Origin of the sequence: Novosphingobium olei (assembly GCF_037076535.1) — a bacterium.
Classification (GTDB): domain Bacteria; phylum Pseudomonadota; class Alphaproteobacteria; order Sphingomonadales; family Sphingomonadaceae; genus Novosphingobium; species Novosphingobium olei.
Genome location: NZ_AP029021.1, coordinates 471456 through 489258 on the forward strand (window position 1 = coordinate 471456; position 17803 = coordinate 489258).

Here is a 17803-nt window from a genome sequence, read left to right on the forward strand (position 1 = left end):
TGTTACCTCGTTTGCCGGCGCGCGCGAGCTCTCAACCGAGATATTCTTCTCTCAATCTCTTGTCTTTCTTAATCTCCTCAAGCGTCTTCCCCTCCCTCGATGAGCCTTCAGCGTAGGATCTGTTGATAAGCTTTGCCTTGTACCGTGGCCCTACGACGTCATTGATTATATCGAACATGCGCTGCTCGAAGTGCCAGTCTTCGAGGTACCGGGCCTTGCGCTCGGGATCGCGGGTCCGGCGGTACTTGTCGGCATAGTAATTGACTTCCTCCTGTGCCTCGGACCGGCGAGCAAGAGCCTCATCGAGCCGCTTTTTCTGTTCTCGCGTTTGCGGTCCCATCACCCGGGCTTCGCCTGTGTTTGGATCGAGGTGTATGTCGTCAGGGTGAGGGACAGGTTCGGGCTCCGGCAGACCTGCCTTGCGACAACGGTCAATCTCCTCGCTCCACTTGTGCTGGTACTCGACCATGGTGCCGAACAGCTCGATGCGCGAGGCGTGGTGCTCCGCCTCCATGCGCGCCACCATCTCCGCCAGGGTCTTCTGAACGAACCGGTTGCCCTTCATGGCGGCGACGCCCATCGCGCGGAACACGGCCTGTATCGCTGGCAGCTCGATGACCTGTTCGCCTTCACGAACCATCACCGGCCGATAGGCCTCGAGACGCAGGTATTCCTCTGCTGCCTTCATACCGAAGCCGGTGTCGACCTTCTTCGGCTTGGGTTTGGCCCGCCTGGGGCGGCCCGCGGGATTGCCAGACTGTCCCTTGCGGAACCGGGTGTTTGCAGGTGGCTTGCCGTAACCCACCTCGTACGGAATGGGCAGCGTGTCTTTATCCATCATGCCGCCTCGGTGCCAAGATCGAGGCCCAGCCGCTGCTCGGACACGTCCTCGAAGCTATCGCCAGTGACGGAAAGGCTAGCCCGCTTTCCCGTGAGCTTTTCCCAGCGCCTGACGATCGTATCACAGTAAAGCGGGTCGTATTCGATGAGCCGCGCTGAACGGCCTGTCTTCTCCGCGGCGATCAGCGTCGAGCCGGAACCGCCGAAGCAGTCGAGCACGATCTCGCCGCGGCGCGAACAATCACGGATCGCATCGGCAATCAGCGTCACGGGTTTGACGGTCGGATGCATCGCAAGTTCCTCGGACCGGTTTGCCCCGATCGAGCTGATCCCCGCGTAGTCCCAGACGTTTGTGCGATACCGTCCCGTCTCGCCAAGGCCGAAGCTGTTGGTGTGCTCGGCAGTGCCTTGCTTGAAGACGAAGATGAGCTCGTGCTTCGAGCGATAGAATGCTCCCATGCCGCCGTTGGTCTTGTTCCAAACCACGAGGTTCTTGAGCTCGGTGAAGACCGCGCGCCCTGCGACGAGCAGTTCGCCCATGTGACGCCAATCCATGCAGACGAACGCAATCGCGCCATCGCGCATGACACTCGCCGCATTTCCGAGCGTGTCTGTGAGGAACGCGGTGAACTGGCTTTCGCTCATCTCTCCGCTCGCGAACGCGAACTCGCGGTGGCGCACGCTACCCAACCCGCAGACGTTGCCGTCGATCTTCACGTTGTAGGGCGGGTCGGTAAAGACGAGGTCGGCCTGCTCGGTACCCATCAGGGCGGCAAAATCTACGTCCGAACGGGCATCACCGCACAGCAGCTTGTGGCGGCCCAACTGCCACAGGTCGCCAAGCCGCGCGACTGGCCGCCCGCTGGCAAAGGACACCGTGTCCGCTTCATCAGCGACCGCTTGCGGATCGGCCTCGTTCGCCTCGTCGAGCACGATATCGATCTCGGCCAGGCTGAAGCCGGTCAGTTCTACGTCAAAGTCAAGGTCCACCAGCGCCTGAAGCTCGATCGCGAGGATGTCGCGGTCCCAGCCGGCATTCAGCGCAAGCTTGTTGTCTGCAAGGACGTAGGCTCGCCGCTCGGTCTCTGAGAGGTGGGACAGGACAATGGTTGGGACTGCTTTCCAGCCCAGTAGCCTCGCCGCGCTGACCCGACCATGACCTGCGATGATCTCGCCGTCGTCCGAGATCAGCACCGGGTTGTTAAATCCGAAGCGCTCGATCGAAGAAGCAATCTGGCGGACCTGCTTCTTGGAATGGGTGCGGGCGTTGCCCGCGTAAGGCTTGAGCGAGGTGATACTGCGCTCGACGACCTGGTTGGTGGACATGGTGCAACCCCGTTTTTGACAGGGTCGTATACATAGACTGAACGCTTGCAAAAGTCAATCTGGCGCGTATGACTGCGCACATCTCGATTGAACGGGTGAATGATGAGCTTCGCGCGCAAGCTCCACGATCTACGGATTGCCCAGAAGCGATCTCTTCAGGATGTCGGCGACGCCGTCGGCGTGTCCAAGGCGCACGTCTGGAACCTGGAGAAGGGGACAACTGCGAACCCCTCAATGGAACTGGTTCTCAAGCTCGCCGAATACTTCCGGGTGAGGGTGGCTGACCTTGTTGGCGACTCCCCCGATACCGGCGATGAATCCCCCGAAATGATCGCGATGTTCCGCGACCTCAAGCAGCTTGACGAGCGCGACCGCGAGACGATCAGGCTGCTCATGGATTCAATGAAAAAGAGCAGGGACAAGCGCGATTGAGCGTCAGCAGGATCGAACTCGACGGCATAGGCTCACCGCTGGCCCTGGCGCAAAAGATCCACGAGTTGGCGCCGGACCTCGCTCCTGACTTCGACCTGGCTGAGCTGTGTTCCAGCCTCGATATTCCCTCGATCTCGCAGGTGCAGACGTCCGCTTACGAGGCAGCAATCATCATGGACGAGCTTAAGGCACAGGGCGCGATCCTCGTAGCGGAGGGTCGCCGGCCTGAGCGACGGCGCTTTTCAATCGCGCATGAGCTCGGTCATTTCCTTATCGAGACCCATAGGCCGAGAGCCGGAGAGCCATTTGCATGTGCGCTCGCTGATCTTCACCAGACCGATACGAGGGCAGCAGACCGACACAGGCGCATCGAAGCAGAAGCCAACCGCTTCGCCGCAGCCTTGCTGATGCCCCCAGCAAAAGTTCGCAGGGCGATGACAGCGCGCGAACCCAGCCTTGCCGAGATCGTGACACTTGCCCGCAAGTTCGCTGTCAGCAAGGAGGCGATGGCCCGCGGTTACGTCGCAGCGTCACGGGCAGACGTCGCGGTCCTCGTTCTCCAGCACGGCAGGATCAAGAGCATCTACCGTTCGGGGGATTTTCCCTGGATCGAGGTACCGCTCGGCGCGCCGGTGCCAGCGGCATCCATTGCCGCTGATCACGGCCTTGCTTCAGGCGTTCACAGCGAGATCGAAGAGTGCGAGCCTGAAACTTGGCTTTCTCATCGAGAGTGTGCCCGCGTGGAAGCGATGACCGAACAGGTCCTCGGCCAAAGCAACGGCTATGCGATGGTGCTTCTGCACATCGAGCGAAGCGAGCGCTAACGCCGCCATTCTCGCTCGGCCAAGTGCCGGTCGATCGCTGTTCGATCCAAGATCACTTCGCTGATGCCAGACTCTCACTTCCCTGTTTCGCGACAAAGAATTCCCTGTTCGGTTCACCGTGCAACACAGGCGAAAATGCTTGTTTTCCGGGCGTTCAGGAGCGTTTTGAGGCGTTCGGAGCCTCATGGAATTGGTGCAATTCCCTGATGTCCGTTTGAAAACAGGGAAAATCAAAGGGAGAGCGGTTCGCTCCGGACTGCGCAGCGCACCAGACAGTCAGCACAGAATACTGATCTTTGCCTTCGGGCACCTTTGGGTGCTTGGGCGAACACGATGTCCCTTTGCCGGATGGCTTGTTGTGGCCTGAATCCGGGGAGCGCAAGTCTAGTTCCTGGACGTGCGCCGTGAGCTCTCTTTCCCGCCCGAGCCTCCTGGCTGCAGCCCGAACGCTTGCTCTCTCCCACTCCGGTCGGATGGCAGGTCCGCGCCGTGCAAGGCCCGTTCAAGCCACCTTGGCCAGTCGGCGCAGGGTCTGCGGTGGTTGGCCATATTGGCGCATGAACGCCTCGCGCATGCGGCGGATGTCGACGAAGCCGGCCTCGCGCGCGATCTGGTCCATCGGGTGGCGGGTTTCCTCGATCATCAGGCGCGCAGCCTCGAGCCGCATCTGCTCGACAGCCTTGGCCGGCGTTTGCCCGGTTTCCGCGCGAAAGGCGCGGGCGAACTGGCGCGGGGATAGCGCGGCGACTTCGGCCAGTTCTTCCACCGTCAGCGGATTGGCAAGATGGGCCTTGGCAAAGAGCACGGCCTTCTGGATGCGGTCGCTGCTGGGAGCGAGTTCAAGCAGCTCGGAGTGCTGCGATTGGCCCCCGGCGCGGCGATGGTGCATGACAAGGCGGCGGGCGATGGCACCGGCCACGTCGCGCCCCAGATCCTTCTCGATCAGGGCGACAGCTAGGTCGAGCCCCGCCGTCAATCCTGCGGAGGTCCACACCGAACCCTCGTTGACGAAGATGCGATCGTCCTCGACGCGCACGTTGGGGAAGTCCTCGCGCATCTGGCGGGCATAGGACCAGTGCGTTGTGGCGCGGCGGCCATCGAGCAGTCCCATCTGGCCGAGCAGAAAGGCGCCAGTGCAAAGCCCTGCCACGCGCCGGGATTCGCGTGCCATGGTGCGCAGGGTTTCAAGTGTGGCTTCGTCTTGCCGGGGCGGCGGCTGCAGGCCGGCGAGCAGCAGTAGGGTATCGACCTGCCCGACATCTGCCAGTGGCACGGTGGGCACGGCAAAGCCGCTGGACGAGGTGATCGGGCCGCCTGCGACCGAAGCGATCGACAGGGTGTAGTAGGGCTCACCCTTGACGACATTGGCGAGTTCGAATGCTGCCTGCACGCCCAATGCCAGGAACTGGAAGCCGGGGGTGAGCACCATGGAAACGTGTGGCATGCGCCCTCCGTGCGTAATGTCCTAAAAACGTAATTTATACGTCATATCAGCCATGACGGTTCGCGTCCATAAGGTTCGTGTCGAGAGCGATGGCGCTCTCCCCGACACCAAAAAGGACAACGAAAATGACCACTGCTTCCAAGGGAACCGCTCTCATCACCGGCGCATCGACCGGCATCGGCGCGATCTATGCCGACCGCCTCGCTGCCCGCGGCTACGACCTCATCCTCGTCGCCCGCAACAAGGACAAGCTGCAGGCGCTCGCCGCACAGATTTCGGACAAGACCGACCGCTCGGTCGAAGTGCTGGCCGCTGACCTCGGCGATGCAGCCGATCTCGCCCGGGTGGAAAAGGTATTGCGCGAAGATGCCAGCGTGACGGCTCTGGTCAACAACGCCGGGATCGGCACGCACACCACGCTGCTGGAAAGCGATGTCGAGAAGATGGCTGCGATGGTGCAGCTCAATGTCACGGCGCTGATGCGGCTGACTTACGCTGCGGTCCCGGGTTTCGTGGCGCGCGGCGGCGGCACGGTGATCAACATTGCCTCGATCGTCGCGGTCGCTCCCGAACTGCTCAACGGCGTCTATGGCGGCACCAAGGCGTTCGTCCAGGCCTTCACCACCTCGCTCAACCATGAACTGGCCGACAAGGGCATCCGCGCACAGGCCGTGCTGCCCGGCGCCACCCGCACTGACTTCTGGGCGCTTGGCGGGCTGCCGGTCGAGCATCTGCCGACCGAGATCGTCATGGACGCCGAAGACATGGTCGATGCGGCATTGGCCGGGTTCGATCAGGGCGAGACCGCCACGATCCCGGCGCTGCGCGACATCGAACTGTGGAACGCTTTCGAGGCTGCCCGCGCCGCACTCGGTCCTCAGCTTTCCGCCACCCGGTCCGCCCCGCGTTTCGGCGTCGCGGCCTGATCCCTCCCTCCTGTTATCCTCTCCCAATCAAAGGTCCAATCCCATGAAACTCACCGGAAACACCATCTTCATCACCGGCGGCACCAGCGGCATCGGCCGCGGCCTGGCCGAGGCGCTCCACAAGCTCGGCAACCAGGTGATCATCTCGGGCCGCCGCACCGCTTTGCTCGACGAGGTGACCGCCGCCAACCCGGGCATGGCCTCGATCCAGCTGGACGTGACCAGTCTCGACAGCATTCGGGACGCCGCAAGCGAGCTGACCCGTCGTTTCCCCGACCTCAACGTCGTGTTCAACAACGCAGGCTTCATGCCGTTCGACGACGTGAGCGGGCCGGTGGACGACGATCTGGCGCAGGAGCTGATTACCACCAACCTGCTTGGCCCGATCCGGTTGACCTCCGCCCTGATCGAGCATTTGAAGACCAAGGCGGAAGCGACCGTGCTCTATACCAGCAGCGTGCTTGCCTTCGTGCCCATCGCCACCAACGCGATCTATTCCGCCACCAAGGCCGCGCTCCATTCCTACGCGCTGTCGCAGCGGTTCCAGCTGCGCGGCACCGGTGTGCGGGTGCAGGAGATCGCACCGCCGTGGGTCGATACCGACCTGATCTACAAGAGCGGCGATCCGCGCGCGATGCCGCTGCCTGATTTCATCGAGCAGACGCTGGTGGCGCTGGCAACCGATGCGCCCGAGGTGATCGTCGATGGCGTCAAGTCGATGCGCGACAACCCCGGAGCGGGCGAGCACGCCCTGTTCGAAGCCTTCAACCAGAGCCTTGTCGAAAACCCCATCCCGACCGGCGCCTGAGTGGCGGGCGGCTCCACCAAGATCAAAAGGAAATCATCATGTCCCGTATCCCCATCCCCGAAACGGCTGCGGCTCCAGCAGGATCGCAAGCCACGCTTGAGGCCATCAACACCAAGCTCGGCCGGGTGCCCAACTTCTTCCGAGTACTGTCCAACAGCCCCGCCGTCATCACTGCCCATGCCGCGCTGAACCAAGGCCTCGGCAAGGCGCTCGACCTAAAGACCCGCGAACGCATTGCCCTGGCCGTGGCGGCGGTAAACGGCTGCGAATACTGCGATGCAGCCCACACCTTCACCGGCCACACCTTCGCCAAGCTGAGCCGGGAGGAAGTGGAGCTTGCGCGCCAAGGCACGTCGGATGATCCCCACGCCGCGGCCGCTGCTGCCTTCGCCCGCAAAGTGGCTGAGGCCCGGGGCAAGGTGACTGCCGATGACCTCGCAGCGATCCGCGATGCCGGGTTCAGCGACGCGCAGATCGTCGAGATCGTGGCGGTCGTCGCCGAGAACTTCTTCACCAACCTCATCAACAACGTGGCCGAAACCGAAGTGGACTTTCCTGCAATCTAGGGCCCCGCCTGCGACAGCGGATATTGCGGCCCCGTGCGGTTTCAGATCGCACGGGGCCGCGACCATGGGCTAATGCTGTGGCAGCGGGCCAGAGCGCCGCCTGTGCGAGAAGGGGCAAGCTGTCTGGCTAGTCGACAGCCATGATCAGAAGCCCATCAGCTTGCGGTTGAGCGCGCGGTCCGAGCCGCTGTCGGCGAAATCGTCGAAGGCGCGGTCCGTGGTGCGGATGATGTGGCGCGCGATGAACGGCGCGCCTTCGGCCGCGCCCTGTTCGGGATGCTTGAGCGCGCATTCCCATTCGAGCACGGCCCAGCCGGCGTAGTCGTATTGAGCCATCTTGCTGAACACCTGCCCGAAATCGACCTGCCCATCGCCCAGGCTGCGGAAACGGCCGGGACGATCGACCCAGTTCTGGTAACCGCCATAGACGCCGATGCGGCCCGAGGGGCGGAACTCGGCGTCCTTCACGTGGAAGCACTTGATGCGTTCGTGGTAGATGTCGATGAAGGCGAGGTAATCGAGCTGCTGCAGCACGAAGTGGCTGGGATCGTAGAGGATGTTGGCGCGCGGGTGGTTGCCGGTGCGCGCAAGGAACATCTCGAAGGTGATGCCGTCGTGGAGATCCTCGCCGGGGTGGATCTCGAAGCCGATGTCGACGCCGTTTTCGTCGAACACATCGAGGATCGGCTTCCAGCGCCGCGCGAGTTCGTCGAACGCGTCCTCCACCAGCCCCGCCGGACGCTGCGGCCAGGGGTAGAAATAGGGCCAGGCGAGCGCCCCCGAAAAGCTGGCGTGGGTGGTGAGGCCAAGGCGACGGCTGGCCACGGCGGCAAGGCCCATCTGCTCGACCGCCCAGGCCTGCCGCGCCTGCGGGTTGCCACGCACTTCGGGAGCGGCGAAGCCATCGAACAGCGCATCGTAGGCTGGGTGCACCGCCACCAGCTGGCCCTGCAGGTGGGTCGACAGCTCGGTGATGGCAAGGCCCTTGGCGGCCAGCTTGCCCGTCACTTCGTCGCAGTAGTCCTGGCTCTGCGCGGCCAGCGCCAGATCGAACAGGCGCGTATCGTTCGATGGCAGCTGCAGACCCTTGTAGCCAAGCGCAGCAGCCCAATCGGCAATCGCGTCGAGCGAATTGAACGGGGCCGCATCGCCCGCGAACTGCGCGAGGAAAATGCCGGGGCCCTTGATCGTGCGCATCAGTCCTCCGTCAGGGCGCGCCATTCACGGGCGCGAGCGCTTTCGAGCGCCTTGGCAATGAAGGCCATGCTGCGCACGCCTTCGGCGATGCCCGGGACGTCGGGCGAGGGCACACCCGCGCGGACGCCGGCAGCGAAATCGCTGTAGATGTTGGCGAACGCCTCGATGAAGCCCTGCGGATGCCCGGCAGGAAGGCGCGGGCTGGCAAGGCCGGCACTGGCTTCGCCGGCATGATAGGTTGCCGTCGGTTCTCCGGGCCGCTCGAGCACGAGCTCCTCGCTGGCCTCATGTCGCCAGATCAGCCCCCCGGTTTCACCCCAGACCTTGAGCATCAGGCCGTTGCGCGCGCCGGTGGCGACCTGCGATGCGTGGAGCACCCCGGGCGCACCGTTGGCGAAACGCAGCAGCACGTTGCAATCGTCATCGAGCGTGCGGCCAGGAACGATGCTGGACAGGTCGGCACACAGGTCGGTCACGGACAGCCCGGCGACGTACTCGGCAAGATTGAATGCGTGGACGCCGATGTCCGCGACGCATCCCCCGAGGCCCGCTTGGCCGGGATCGGTGCGCCAACCTGCCTGCTTCTGGTCCTGCTCTGCTTCGAGGGGGCGCCACAGCCAGCCTTGCGTGTAATCGACCACGACCTTTCGCACCCCACCGATCGCGCCTTGCGCCACCAGTTCGCGCATCCTCCGCACAAGCGGGTATCCGGTGTAGGTGAAGGTGAGGCCGTAGTGCGCATGAGCGCGTGCGGCGAGGGTACGCAGCGCGATCGCTTCATCGAGCGTGGCCGTCGCCGGTTTGTCGGAAAGGACGTGGAAGCCTGCTTCCAGCGCGGCGCTGGCGATGGCGAAGTGGGTTGCGTTGGGCGTGACTATTGCGACCAGTTCCGCGCCGTCCGGTCTCGTTGCTTCGGCCGCGAAAAGGGCGCGGTAGTCGCTGTGGCACCGCGCGGGATCAAGGCCCCAGGCAGCACCGGCAGCGCGCGATCGGCCAGAATCGCGGCTGAAGGCGCCGGCTACCAGCTCGACCTTGCGATCCAGCTCCGCCGCCATGCGATGGACCGGGCCGATGAAGGCGCCGGGACCACCGCCCACCATCGCGAGGCGGACGGGCGCGGGAGGCGCGGGGGCGGGCGGGACCGTCATCATCCGGCTTCCGGCGCGTTCGCGGGCAGGACGACCGGTCGGTAGCCGCCGCGGCGGCGGAACAGCAGGATGAGGCCGAGATAGCTAGCCAGCATGAAGGCCGGGAGAACCGCGACCGTGCGCAACGCGTCCTTCTTGGCCGCGCCGCCGATCGACGCCAGCAGTTCCGCGTCCGGGGGCGGTGCCGCCGCGGCAGCGGTCGGATCTAGCGCGCGGTAGCTTCCCGTGAGCGCGCCGGCGCGGGTCGTGAGGTATCGCTGCGACAGCGCGGTTCCCTGCGCGAGATCGTGAGCTTCGATCGCTCGTGCGGTGCCGATGTCCTGCACTGTGCCGAGCAGGGCAGAACCGATGATCCCGGCGGCAAGCATGCCGGCGCCGGCGACGATGTTCATCGTCACCGCCCCGCCGCGCGGAAACTGCTCGGAGGAAATGGCAAGGCTGGTCCCCCAAAAGAAGCTTTTGCCGATGCCGTACACGGTGGCCGCCAGAAGGAGCGCCGGTCCGTTTGCGCCAGCGAGCAGAAGCAGGCCGACGGCCGTGACCGCAGAAGCTGCCGCAAGGGTGCCCAGCGGGGTGAGGCGCGCGATCACCGAGCCTGCAACGAGACGGATGCCGAACACGACCAGCGACGCATAGACGAGAACCCAGCCGGCCTGGAGGCCAAGGGCGTGCATCTGCGGCTCCATCAGCGAACTGATCCAGCTGTCGGTCGAAAGCTCGGTAATTGCGAGCGGGATCATCAGCAGCACGAGCACGATGTAGAGCGGGCGTCCGGCACTGCGGGCAAATGCGGCGAACGCTCCGGTTAGCACCGCGACTGCCGCCAGCACGGCCAAGGGCGAGAGCACGAGCAGGCGGCCGATCTCCAGCATGATCAGCGTGGCGATCACAAGGGCGCTGCCCCATCCGGCCTCTGCCAGCATCTCGCGATAGGATACGCCCGAGGCGACTCGCTCGCTCAATGGAAAGCGGGCCGATGGCAGCATCGCAGCATAGGCAAGGACCGGCAGTGCCATCAGCGCGACCTTCACTTGCCAGGCGGTGGCGTCACCCAAGGCCATGGCGAGCACGCCCCCCGCGATCATCCCGCCGGGCCATGCTGCATGGAGGCGATTGAGCCAGCGAGGCTTGTCCTCATGGAACAGGGTCGCGATCAGCGGGTTGGCCGCGGCTTCCACCGCACCGTTGCCCAAAGCCATCACGAAAGTGCCCAGATAGAGCCGACCGTAGCCAGTCGCCGTTAGCAGGACGAGAAGTCCGCCTGCGTGGCACAGAGCAGCAAACCAGAAGGTCGCCTTGAAGCCGACCCGGTCGATGACGAGGCTGAACAGCACGATGGTGATGGCGAAGGGCCACAGACCCGCGCCAAGCAGCTCGCCTTTCTGCGTCTCGCTCAGGGCAAACGCGCTACCCCACTGGTCCACGACCAGCGCCCGCAGGATGAAACAGAACGACGTTGCGGTGATCGCCGCGAACGACAGGCTGAACAGGCGCTGGCGTGGCATGGTTCCCTCATCCGAAGTGTTCTGATGTAAATGTTTACATAATTGAACATTGTCAACCGCGACCGACCTGCGCGACCTCATGGAAAGCGGCCCAGCCAGTGGTTCGAGCAGGTAAGCGACATAAAAAGGGTGGCAGGTCCCCCAAATTGGATGTTGCAATCCGTCACAAACGCGATAGCTTCGACAATGAAAACGTTATCATCGATCATTGCCGCGGATGACGCAGCGTTATTGCGGATGCGTTCGGGGCAATGAGCTCTGTTTGGCCAGCCGCCGTGGATGGCGTCAAATAAAGCGGTGAAAACGTTTTACGACGATTGTGAAGCCAAGACAGGCAGGGGCGCGCCGGCTGCGCGCGAGAAGAAGGGGTCTCGAAGATGGTTGCCAGAATTCTCGTTGGAAACAGCGTGTCAGTAGCGGCCGTGGCCGCAGCCCTCGTGCTCGCCGCACCTGCCGTTCACGCGCAGGAGGCAGCCGTGGGCGCTTCCGAGGGTGGTCTGGGTGAAATCGTGGTCACTGCCGAAAAGCGGCAGAGCACCGCGCAGAAGACTCCGATCGCCATGACGGTAGCGACCGGCGCCCAGCTGACCGCGAACGGCGTGTCGGACGTCAACAGCCTGACCAATGTCGCGCCCACGCTGAACATCGCGCAGAACAACCAGAACACGCTGATCACGATCCGCGGCGTTTCGAGCCGCGACTACACCGAGACCGGCAATCCCGCCGTCGCGCTCAGCATCGACAATTTCTATCTTCAGAACGGGACCGCACTCAACGTCGGCTTTTTCGATCTCGAACGGATCGAGGTGCTGCGGGGCCCCCAAGGCACCCTTTACGGTCGCAACGCCACAGCTGGTGCGATCAACATCCAGACTGCCAAGCCGAAGGACCAGCTCGAGGGCAATGTTGCGCTGGAATACGGCTACAAGAATCTGCTGATCGGCGAGGGCATGATCAACTTGCCGCTGTCGGAATCGCTGAAGCTGCGCGCCGCCTTCTCGGTGCACCAGCGCGATCCCTACCGCGACAACGGCTCGCTGCGTTCCAACAGCGGCGTGGTGACCAAGGGCGGCAACGATGACGTGAGCCAGGCGGCGCGCGTCCACCTCGCTTACGAGCCGGCCGGCACCGGCTTCACCGCGCTGCTGACCGGCGAATACACACACGTCGGCGGGGTAGGCGCAGTGCTCAAGGGCGTGCCTTACAGCGACGTGGTGAATGGCGAACTCAAGATCGGGTCGGACCGCAAGTGGGAGCTCAACAACCAGGGCTACATCGATCTGACGATCAAGAATGCGCGCTGGAACTTCAACTATGACGCGGGCCCGGTCACGCTGTCCTACTTCGGCGGCTATCGCGACCAGAAGCTGCGCCGGTCGAACGATCAGGATGGCGGCACGGCACTCAACTATGCATTCCCGACCGACGGCAAGACCGAAACGCAGAACCACGAACTGCGCCTTGCCTCCAATTTGTCGGGACCGTTCGGCTTCCAGACTGGCCTGTACTATTTCAAGGAGCAGGGTCAGGCGCTGACCTACTTCCAAGTCCTCGGCGGGGCGACTCCGTTCAATTTCTACACATTCGACTATGACACCGGCTCGCGGTCCTATGCCGCATTCGGCCAGGCCTGGTACGAGATCACCCCGGGGCTGAAGATCGAAGCGGGCGCGCGCTACACCAAGGAAAAGAAGAGCCAGGTCGGCTACAACATCATTGCCGGAACCTACACCGCGGTGAACGCGAAGTATGAAGGCGGCAAGGACACCTACCACATCGGCATCAACTGGCAGGCGACGCCGGACAATCTCGTCTATGCCAAGTACGATACTGGCTTCAAGGCGGGCGGTTTCCAGAACGGCTTCACTTTCGGCCCTGAAACCATTCGCGCGTTCGAGGCTGGCGTGAAGAACCGCTTCTTCGGCCGCACGCTCGAAGTGAACCTGTCGGGCTTCCTGTACAACTACGTCGATCTGCAGGTGCAGCAGAACGATCCGGTCACGGCGATCTCGCGCGTGTTCAACGCAGGCAAGGCCCGGATCTATGGCGGCGAGCTCGAAACCACATGGCGCGCGACGCCAGACGACCAGATCGACCTGACGGCCGCCTACCTCAACGCGAAGTACAAGGACTTCTACACCGGTGGGGTCCAGTATGCCGGCAACGTCCTGCCACAGGCGCCGAAATGGTCGCTGTCGGGCGGCTACAGCCACGACTTCCATATCGGCGATGGCAAGGTCACCGCGCGCATCCAGAGCCGCTACCAGTCGAAGTCGTATTTCACCTTCCGCAACTTCGAGACCGAAAAGCAGGACAGCTATACCAAGACCGACTTCATGCTGACCTACACGCCGGATGCGAAGAAGGGGCTGTCGGTCTCGGCCTACGTCCGCAACATCGAGGACTCGGTTATCCTGACGACGTCGGAAGAAGCCGGCTATGCCGGTGGTTACCTGGTGCAGTTCGCCGATCCGCGGACCTGGGGCGTACGGCTTTCCTACGCCTTCTGATGACGGTTCCTGGCCACGGCCCGCTCGTGCTTCTCTCCCGGCACGAGTGGGCCGACGGCCAGACAGCGGCGAGCAGGTCCCCCGTCCTGCTCGCCGCTCGATTCTGGGGAGCGCGCCTCATGACGCCAGATGCCTGTGATGGCGGCTGTCTTCGATCTGGACAGAGTTTCGAACGAAGCGAGGTCGCCCCCGCGACAGGCTATGTCTGAAATGTCGCGCCGTTAGGGATGCACAGGGTGGACGGTGGCGAAGCGGCCATCGCACCAGGCGAGCGGCGAGACATCGTCCCGCATTTCGATAGAATCAACGCGTCCCACGATGATGCTGTGCGTGCCATAGGCGAAAGTCGCATCGCGCTTGCACAGGATCGAAGCCTGCGCATTTTCGAGTAGCGGGATGCCGGCTGCGTCGAAGCGCCAATGGGGGCCGGCGAAGCGCTCCGCCTTGCGGTCGGGATCGGCAAAGACACCGGCGATGGCCTGCTGATCCTGGTGCAGGATCGCGATACGGAAAGCCTCGGTTGCGGTCAGATCGGCGTGCATCGACGCCGACGTGTTGACGCAGACGAGCAGGCTGGCGGGTTGCGTCGAAAGCGAACAGACCGCAGTCGCCGCCATTCCGAGCGGCCCTTGCGGACCGGCCATGGTCACGATGTTGACGCTTGCGGCGAGGCGCCGCATCGCGAGCTTGAAGGCCTGGTCGATGCTGGTCATCCGGCTGCTCTTGCGAAGGGTTTGAACGGGCGCGCGATCACAACCTGCCAGCCTGCATCTGTTCGACCGCGTACGCTGCGGCGCGCGCGGTCAACGCCATGTACGTCAGCGACGGGTTCTGGCAGGCCGACGAGGCCATCATTGCGCCATCGGTGACGAACAGGTTGGGCACGTCGTGCGCCTGGTTGTGCGCGTTGAGCACCGAGGTCGCCGGATCGTGGCCCATGCGCGCGCCACCCATCTCGTGCACGGCGGACCCGGCAAGATCCGGTTCGGCAACGCTGGCGAGAATGTTGCCACCCAACAGGCCCAGCATCGCGCGTGCCTCGCTCGCGGCGTCGGAAAGAAGCGCGCGTTCGTTCTCGCCCTGGTCCAGGCGGATGTCGAGCTGCGGCATGCCCCATGCATCGGTCGCCTTCGACAGGGTCACGCGGTTGTCCGCGCGCGGCAGGCACTCGGCGAAGGCGACCATGAAGATCCGCCATTCGCCCGGTGACGCCAGCTCGCGTCGCAGGGACGGTCCGATGCCGGGCAGGTGCACGCCGCGCGGCCAGTTGGCGCGGATGCCGACGCCCTGGTAGCTGTAGCCGCGCACGAAGCGGGGATCGGCGGTGTCGAGGTTGCGGAAACGCGGGATCACGAAGTTGGATGGCCGGTTGCCGAAGTACGTCCTGTCCTCGAGCCCCGGCGCCGTCGCGATCCCGGCCACGGCCGTCGCGTGGTCCATGATGAAGCGACCCAGCACGCCGCTGCGGTTGGCAAGCCCTTGCGGGAAAGCTTCGCTCGCCGAACGCAGCAGCACGCCGACGGAGTTGAAAGAGGATGCGTTGAGGAAGAAGATTCGCGCCGCATAGCGATGGCGCGCGCGCGTGCGGGCGTCGATGCAGTGAACCGCCACCGCTCGCCCTGTCTTCGGATCATGCTCGATCCGTTCCACGATCATGTCGGTCTGCAGCGTTAGGCGTCCGGTCTTGCGTGCCGCCGGCAGGGTCGAACTCTGCGTCGAGAAGTAGGCGCCATAGCTGCAGCCGCGCGCGCAGAGGTAGCGGTACTGGCACTGCGCGCGGCCTTCGTCCTCCTTGGCGACGGTGAGGTTTGCAGAGCGCCCCGGGATCAGGCGACGGTCGGGGTAGGCTGCGGCGATCCGGCTTGCGAGAGCCTTCTCGCCCGCGCTCAGCGGCATGGGCGGCTGGAACTCCCCGTCGGGAAGCTGCGGCAGGCCTTCGTGGCTGCCGTTCACGCCGATGAAGCGCTCGACGTGATCGTACCACGGCGCGATGTCGGCGTAGCGGATGGGCCAGTCCGTGCCGTGGCCGTCACGCGCATTGGCAGAAAAGTCGTAGTCGCTCCAGCGTTGGCACTGCCGCCCCCAGGTCAGCGAGCGCCCGCCCAGCTGGTAGCCGCGCCGCCACTGGAAGGGCTTGTCGCTGCTGGTCTGGTAGGGATGGTCCGCATCGTTGACGAAGTGGTCCATCGTGTATTCGTCGAAATTGGTGCCCTTCTGCTGCACCGCATATTCACGATCCAGAAGGTCCTGATCGCCATAGCCGCGGAACGGCATCTCCCACGGCGCCTTCAGCTCGTTTGCATAATCGGCCTGGTGCTCGATGGCACGGCCCCGCTCGATCATCAGCACCTTCAGGCCGCGTTCGGTCAATTCCTTGGCGGCCCAGCCGCCGGAGATGCCCGAGCCTATTACGATCGCGTCGAATGTGTCGGTCATGAAAACCAGATCGCCAGCCAGTCGTTGGAAAGGGGGTGGGGGTGATCGCCGATCGGCAAATCCGGGTCCCAGCGGCCCGGGACAAGCTGAAACGCAAGATCGCCGGCGCCACCTTGTTCCGAGGTGTACCATGCCGTCAGCACGGCACGCTTCAAGGTCTGCCAGGACTGCCCTGTCTCTGCATCGACCGCGCGGCTTGCCGCGGGCGCCCTTCCGAAGGCTGCGGCGTCAAGCGACGCCAGCGCGGCGTAGCGCTGAGCGAGATCGCGTCTCAGGAACTGCCCTTGCACGGCCTGATCAAGCCACCTGCCTACGCGTTGGACATCGTCGACGGTCAGGCCGCGCCAGCGCGAGGGCAAGACCGAAGTGATGAATGCGCCCGGTCTTGCGACCCGCGATCCGGGCAGGACGAGATCGGAGACCTCGTCGATCAGCGGCGTGAGATCGGCAGGATCGATTGCAGCATTCTGCGCGATTCGGGGCGTGGCGAGGGCAAGGGCGCCAACAGCGGCGGTGCCGCACAGCAATTCGCGGCGGGAAAGCGAATGAGCTGGCGAAGGAGCAGAAGTGGCAACGCTTGTCATGGCGAGCCGAAGCTATGGCCGGAAAACCGCAATGTAAACATTTTCATTCCTGGTTCTTCACTCCTTTTTCGGATCACGGCAGGCTTGCGGGGCGAGCGGCAATCGGCAAGGTGAAGTTCCGTTTTCTCATGTGAAGGACTGCGCATGTCCAACATCAAGGACATTGCTGCCAAAGCTGGTGTCTCGATCGCGACCGTTTCCCGGGCCCTTCGCCAGCCCAATCTCGTCAAGGAAAAGACCGCGCTCAAGATCCGTGATGCGATCGAAGCTCTTGATTACAAGCCGAACATGCTTGCCGCGTCGTTGCGGCGGCAGAAGGCCGATGCCGTGATCATCGCGGTGCCCAGCATCCACAATCCGTTCACATCGGCCTTCGTCCAGGGTGTCGAAAACGTCGCGCGCGAGAATGGCACCAAAGTGCTGCTCGCGCTGACCGAAGGGCGGCAGGATCTGCTCGACCGGCATTACGAAATGATCGCGGGCAAGCAGGCGGATGGATTGATCCTGCTTGACGTGATCTCGCCTTCGGCGCTGGCAGGACAGACGCCGGGCGACGACCCGTTGCCGATCGTTCTTGCCTGCGAATACGACAGCGCGGTCGACCAGCCGCGCGTCCGGGTGAACGACCTCGAGGCCGCGGCCGAAATCGCGGCGCATGTCGCATCGCTCGGCCATCGCCAGATCGCCATTCTGTCTGGGCCATCGGCGCAGCGAATGAGCCGCGATCGCCAGCGCGGTTTCCGGCTGGGATTGCGGCGCGCCGGGATCGAAGAGGATGACGCACTTGTCGTCGGGGGCGATTACTCGCTCCGGTCGGGCGTCGCGGGCGCAAACGCCCTGCTTGATTCCAAGCGCAAGTTCACAGCGATTCTTTGCGAGAACGATGAGATGGCGCTTGGGGCGATCCACGCGATCGCGGCGCGCGGCCTGCGTGTTCCGGACGATATAAGCGTTACCGGCATCGACAACCTGCGCTTTGCCGAATTCGCCAATCCCGGCCTCACGACGATTGCCTTGCCGAACGAGCAGATCGGCGAGGAAGCGATGCGGCTTATGCTGGACTTTGCGATCGATCCGGACGGCGCGCGGCGCGAGGTCGTGGTGCCGCACCGGCTGATCGTTCGGGGAAGCACTGCCGCGCCAACACCCCGCATCTGAGCCAGCCGACAAACCTGTTCCCGGCCAACCCTTTTAAAGACGCTCGCGTATTGCCCTTGACTTGACCGATCCAACCCTCAAAATGAAAACGTTTCCATT

The 17803-nt window shown here is 63.8% G+C and carries 16 protein-coding genes; 7 read left to right on the plus strand and 9 right to left on the minus strand.

Annotation, left to right across the window (positions count from 1 at the left end):
- Window positions 1–31 precede the first annotated feature (31 nt).
- Together AACH40_RS02295 and AACH40_RS02300 are read right to left on the minus strand one after the other, a co-directional pair.
- On the minus strand, window positions 32–841 hold the full coding sequence (locus AACH40_RS02295; RefSeq protein ID WP_338644026.1) for a DUF5681 domain-containing protein: 810 nt from the start codon (window positions 839–841) through the stop codon (window positions 32–34).
- Window positions 838–2166 carry a DNA methyltransferase gene (locus tag AACH40_RS02300; RefSeq protein WP_338644027.1) on the minus strand — a complete coding sequence of 443 codons (1329 nt, stop codon included), beginning with the start codon at window positions 2164–2166 and terminating at the stop codon, window positions 838–840. Before AACH40_RS02300 ends, AACH40_RS02295 begins: the two co-directional genes overlap by 4 nt.
- Window positions 2167–2265: 99 nt before the next feature.
- Here AACH40_RS02300 and AACH40_RS02305 point away from each other — a divergent pair, with 99 nt between their 5' ends.
- Both AACH40_RS02305 and AACH40_RS02310 read left to right on the plus strand, forming a co-directional pair.
- A complete protein-coding gene (locus AACH40_RS02305; RefSeq protein WP_338644028.1) occupies window positions 2266–2598 on the plus strand; it encodes a helix-turn-helix transcriptional regulator in 333 nt (110 codons plus the stop codon).
- Complete coding sequence (locus tag AACH40_RS02310; protein ID WP_338644029.1) at window positions 2595–3422, plus strand: ImmA/IrrE family metallo-endopeptidase; 828 nt, start codon at window positions 2595–2597, stop codon at window positions 3420–3422. The genes AACH40_RS02305 and AACH40_RS02310 overlap by 4 nt, the downstream gene beginning before the upstream one ends.
- 502 nt (window positions 3423–3924) lie before the next feature.
- Here the strand turns inward: AACH40_RS02310 and AACH40_RS02315 are convergent.
- Window positions 3925–4866 carry a GlxA family transcriptional regulator gene (locus tag AACH40_RS02315; protein WP_338644030.1) on the minus strand — a complete coding sequence of 314 codons (942 nt, stop codon included), beginning with the start codon at window positions 4864–4866 and terminating at the stop codon, window positions 3925–3927.
- Between the two features lie 125 nt (window positions 4867–4991).
- On the opposite strand from AACH40_RS02315, the gene AACH40_RS02320 reads away from it, so the two are divergent.
- From AACH40_RS02320 to AACH40_RS02330, 3 genes are read left to right on the plus strand one after another with little or no spacing between them, the layout of a single operon-like run.
- Window positions 4992–5792, plus strand: a complete 801-nt coding sequence (locus tag AACH40_RS02320) for an SDR family oxidoreductase (protein ID WP_338644031.1) — start codon at window positions 4992–4994, stop codon at window positions 5790–5792.
- Between the two features lie 43 nt (window positions 5793–5835).
- The gene (locus tag AACH40_RS02325) at window positions 5836–6600 is read left to right on the plus strand and encodes an SDR family oxidoreductase (RefSeq protein ID WP_338644032.1); all 765 of its coding nucleotides are present in this window, start codon (window positions 5836–5838) and stop codon (window positions 6598–6600) included.
- Window positions 6601–6638: 38 nt separating this feature from the next.
- The gene (locus AACH40_RS02330) at window positions 6639–7166 is read left to right on the plus strand and encodes a peroxidase-related enzyme (protein WP_338644033.1); all 528 of its coding nucleotides are present in this window, start codon (window positions 6639–6641) and stop codon (window positions 7164–7166) included.
- A 144-nt stretch (window positions 7167–7310) separates the two neighbouring features.
- On the opposite strand, the gene AACH40_RS02335 is transcribed toward AACH40_RS02330, so the two are convergent.
- Genes AACH40_RS02335 through AACH40_RS02345 form a run of 3 tightly spaced genes read right to left on the minus strand, consistent with a single transcriptional unit; the run spans window position 7311 to window position 11016 of the window.
- Window positions 7311–8363 carry a sugar phosphate isomerase/epimerase gene (locus AACH40_RS02335; protein WP_338644034.1) on the minus strand — a complete coding sequence of 351 codons (1053 nt, stop codon included), beginning with the start codon at window positions 8361–8363 and terminating at the stop codon, window positions 7311–7313.
- Entirely contained in the window at window positions 8363–9514 is a 1152-nt protein-coding gene (locus AACH40_RS02340; RefSeq protein ID WP_338644035.1) for a Gfo/Idh/MocA family oxidoreductase, read from the minus strand. Before AACH40_RS02340 ends, AACH40_RS02335 begins: the two co-directional genes overlap by 1 nt.
- The gene (locus tag AACH40_RS02345; protein ID WP_338644036.1) at window positions 9511–11016 is read right to left on the minus strand and encodes an MFS transporter; all 1506 of its coding nucleotides are present in this window, start codon (window positions 11014–11016) and stop codon (window positions 9511–9513) included. The genes AACH40_RS02340 and AACH40_RS02345 overlap by 4 nt, the downstream gene beginning before the upstream one ends.
- 422 nt (window positions 11017–11438) lie before the next feature.
- Here AACH40_RS02345 and AACH40_RS02350 point away from each other — a divergent pair, with 422 nt between their 5' ends.
- Entirely contained in the window at window positions 11439–13526 is a 2088-nt protein-coding gene (locus AACH40_RS02350; protein WP_338644037.1) for a TonB-dependent receptor, read from the plus strand.
- A gap of 221 nt (window positions 13527–13747) precedes the next feature.
- On the opposite strand, the gene AACH40_RS02355 is transcribed toward AACH40_RS02350, so the two are convergent.
- Genes AACH40_RS02355 through AACH40_RS02365 form a run of 3 tightly spaced genes read right to left on the minus strand, consistent with a single transcriptional unit; the run spans window position 13748 to window position 16489 of the window.
- A complete protein-coding gene (locus AACH40_RS02355) occupies window positions 13748–14239 on the minus strand; it encodes a flavin reductase family protein (RefSeq protein WP_169492163.1) in 492 nt (163 codons plus the stop codon).
- Between the two features lie 37 nt (window positions 14240–14276).
- Window positions 14277–15962 carry a GMC family oxidoreductase gene (locus AACH40_RS02360; protein WP_338644038.1) on the minus strand — a complete coding sequence of 562 codons (1686 nt, stop codon included), beginning with the start codon at window positions 15960–15962 and terminating at the stop codon, window positions 14277–14279.
- On the minus strand, window positions 15959–16489 hold the full coding sequence (locus AACH40_RS02365; RefSeq protein ID WP_338644039.1) for a gluconate 2-dehydrogenase subunit 3 family protein: 531 nt from the start codon (window positions 16487–16489) through the stop codon (window positions 15959–15961). Before AACH40_RS02365 ends, AACH40_RS02360 begins: the two co-directional genes overlap by 4 nt.
- Before the next feature lie 201 nt (window positions 16490–16690).
- Here AACH40_RS02365 and AACH40_RS02370 point away from each other — a divergent pair, with 201 nt between their 5' ends.
- Window positions 16691–17704, plus strand: coding sequence for a LacI family DNA-binding transcriptional regulator (locus tag AACH40_RS02370; RefSeq protein WP_338644040.1), 1014 nt, complete (start codon window positions 16691–16693; stop codon window positions 17702–17704).
- Window positions 17705–17803: the final 99 nt, after the last annotated feature.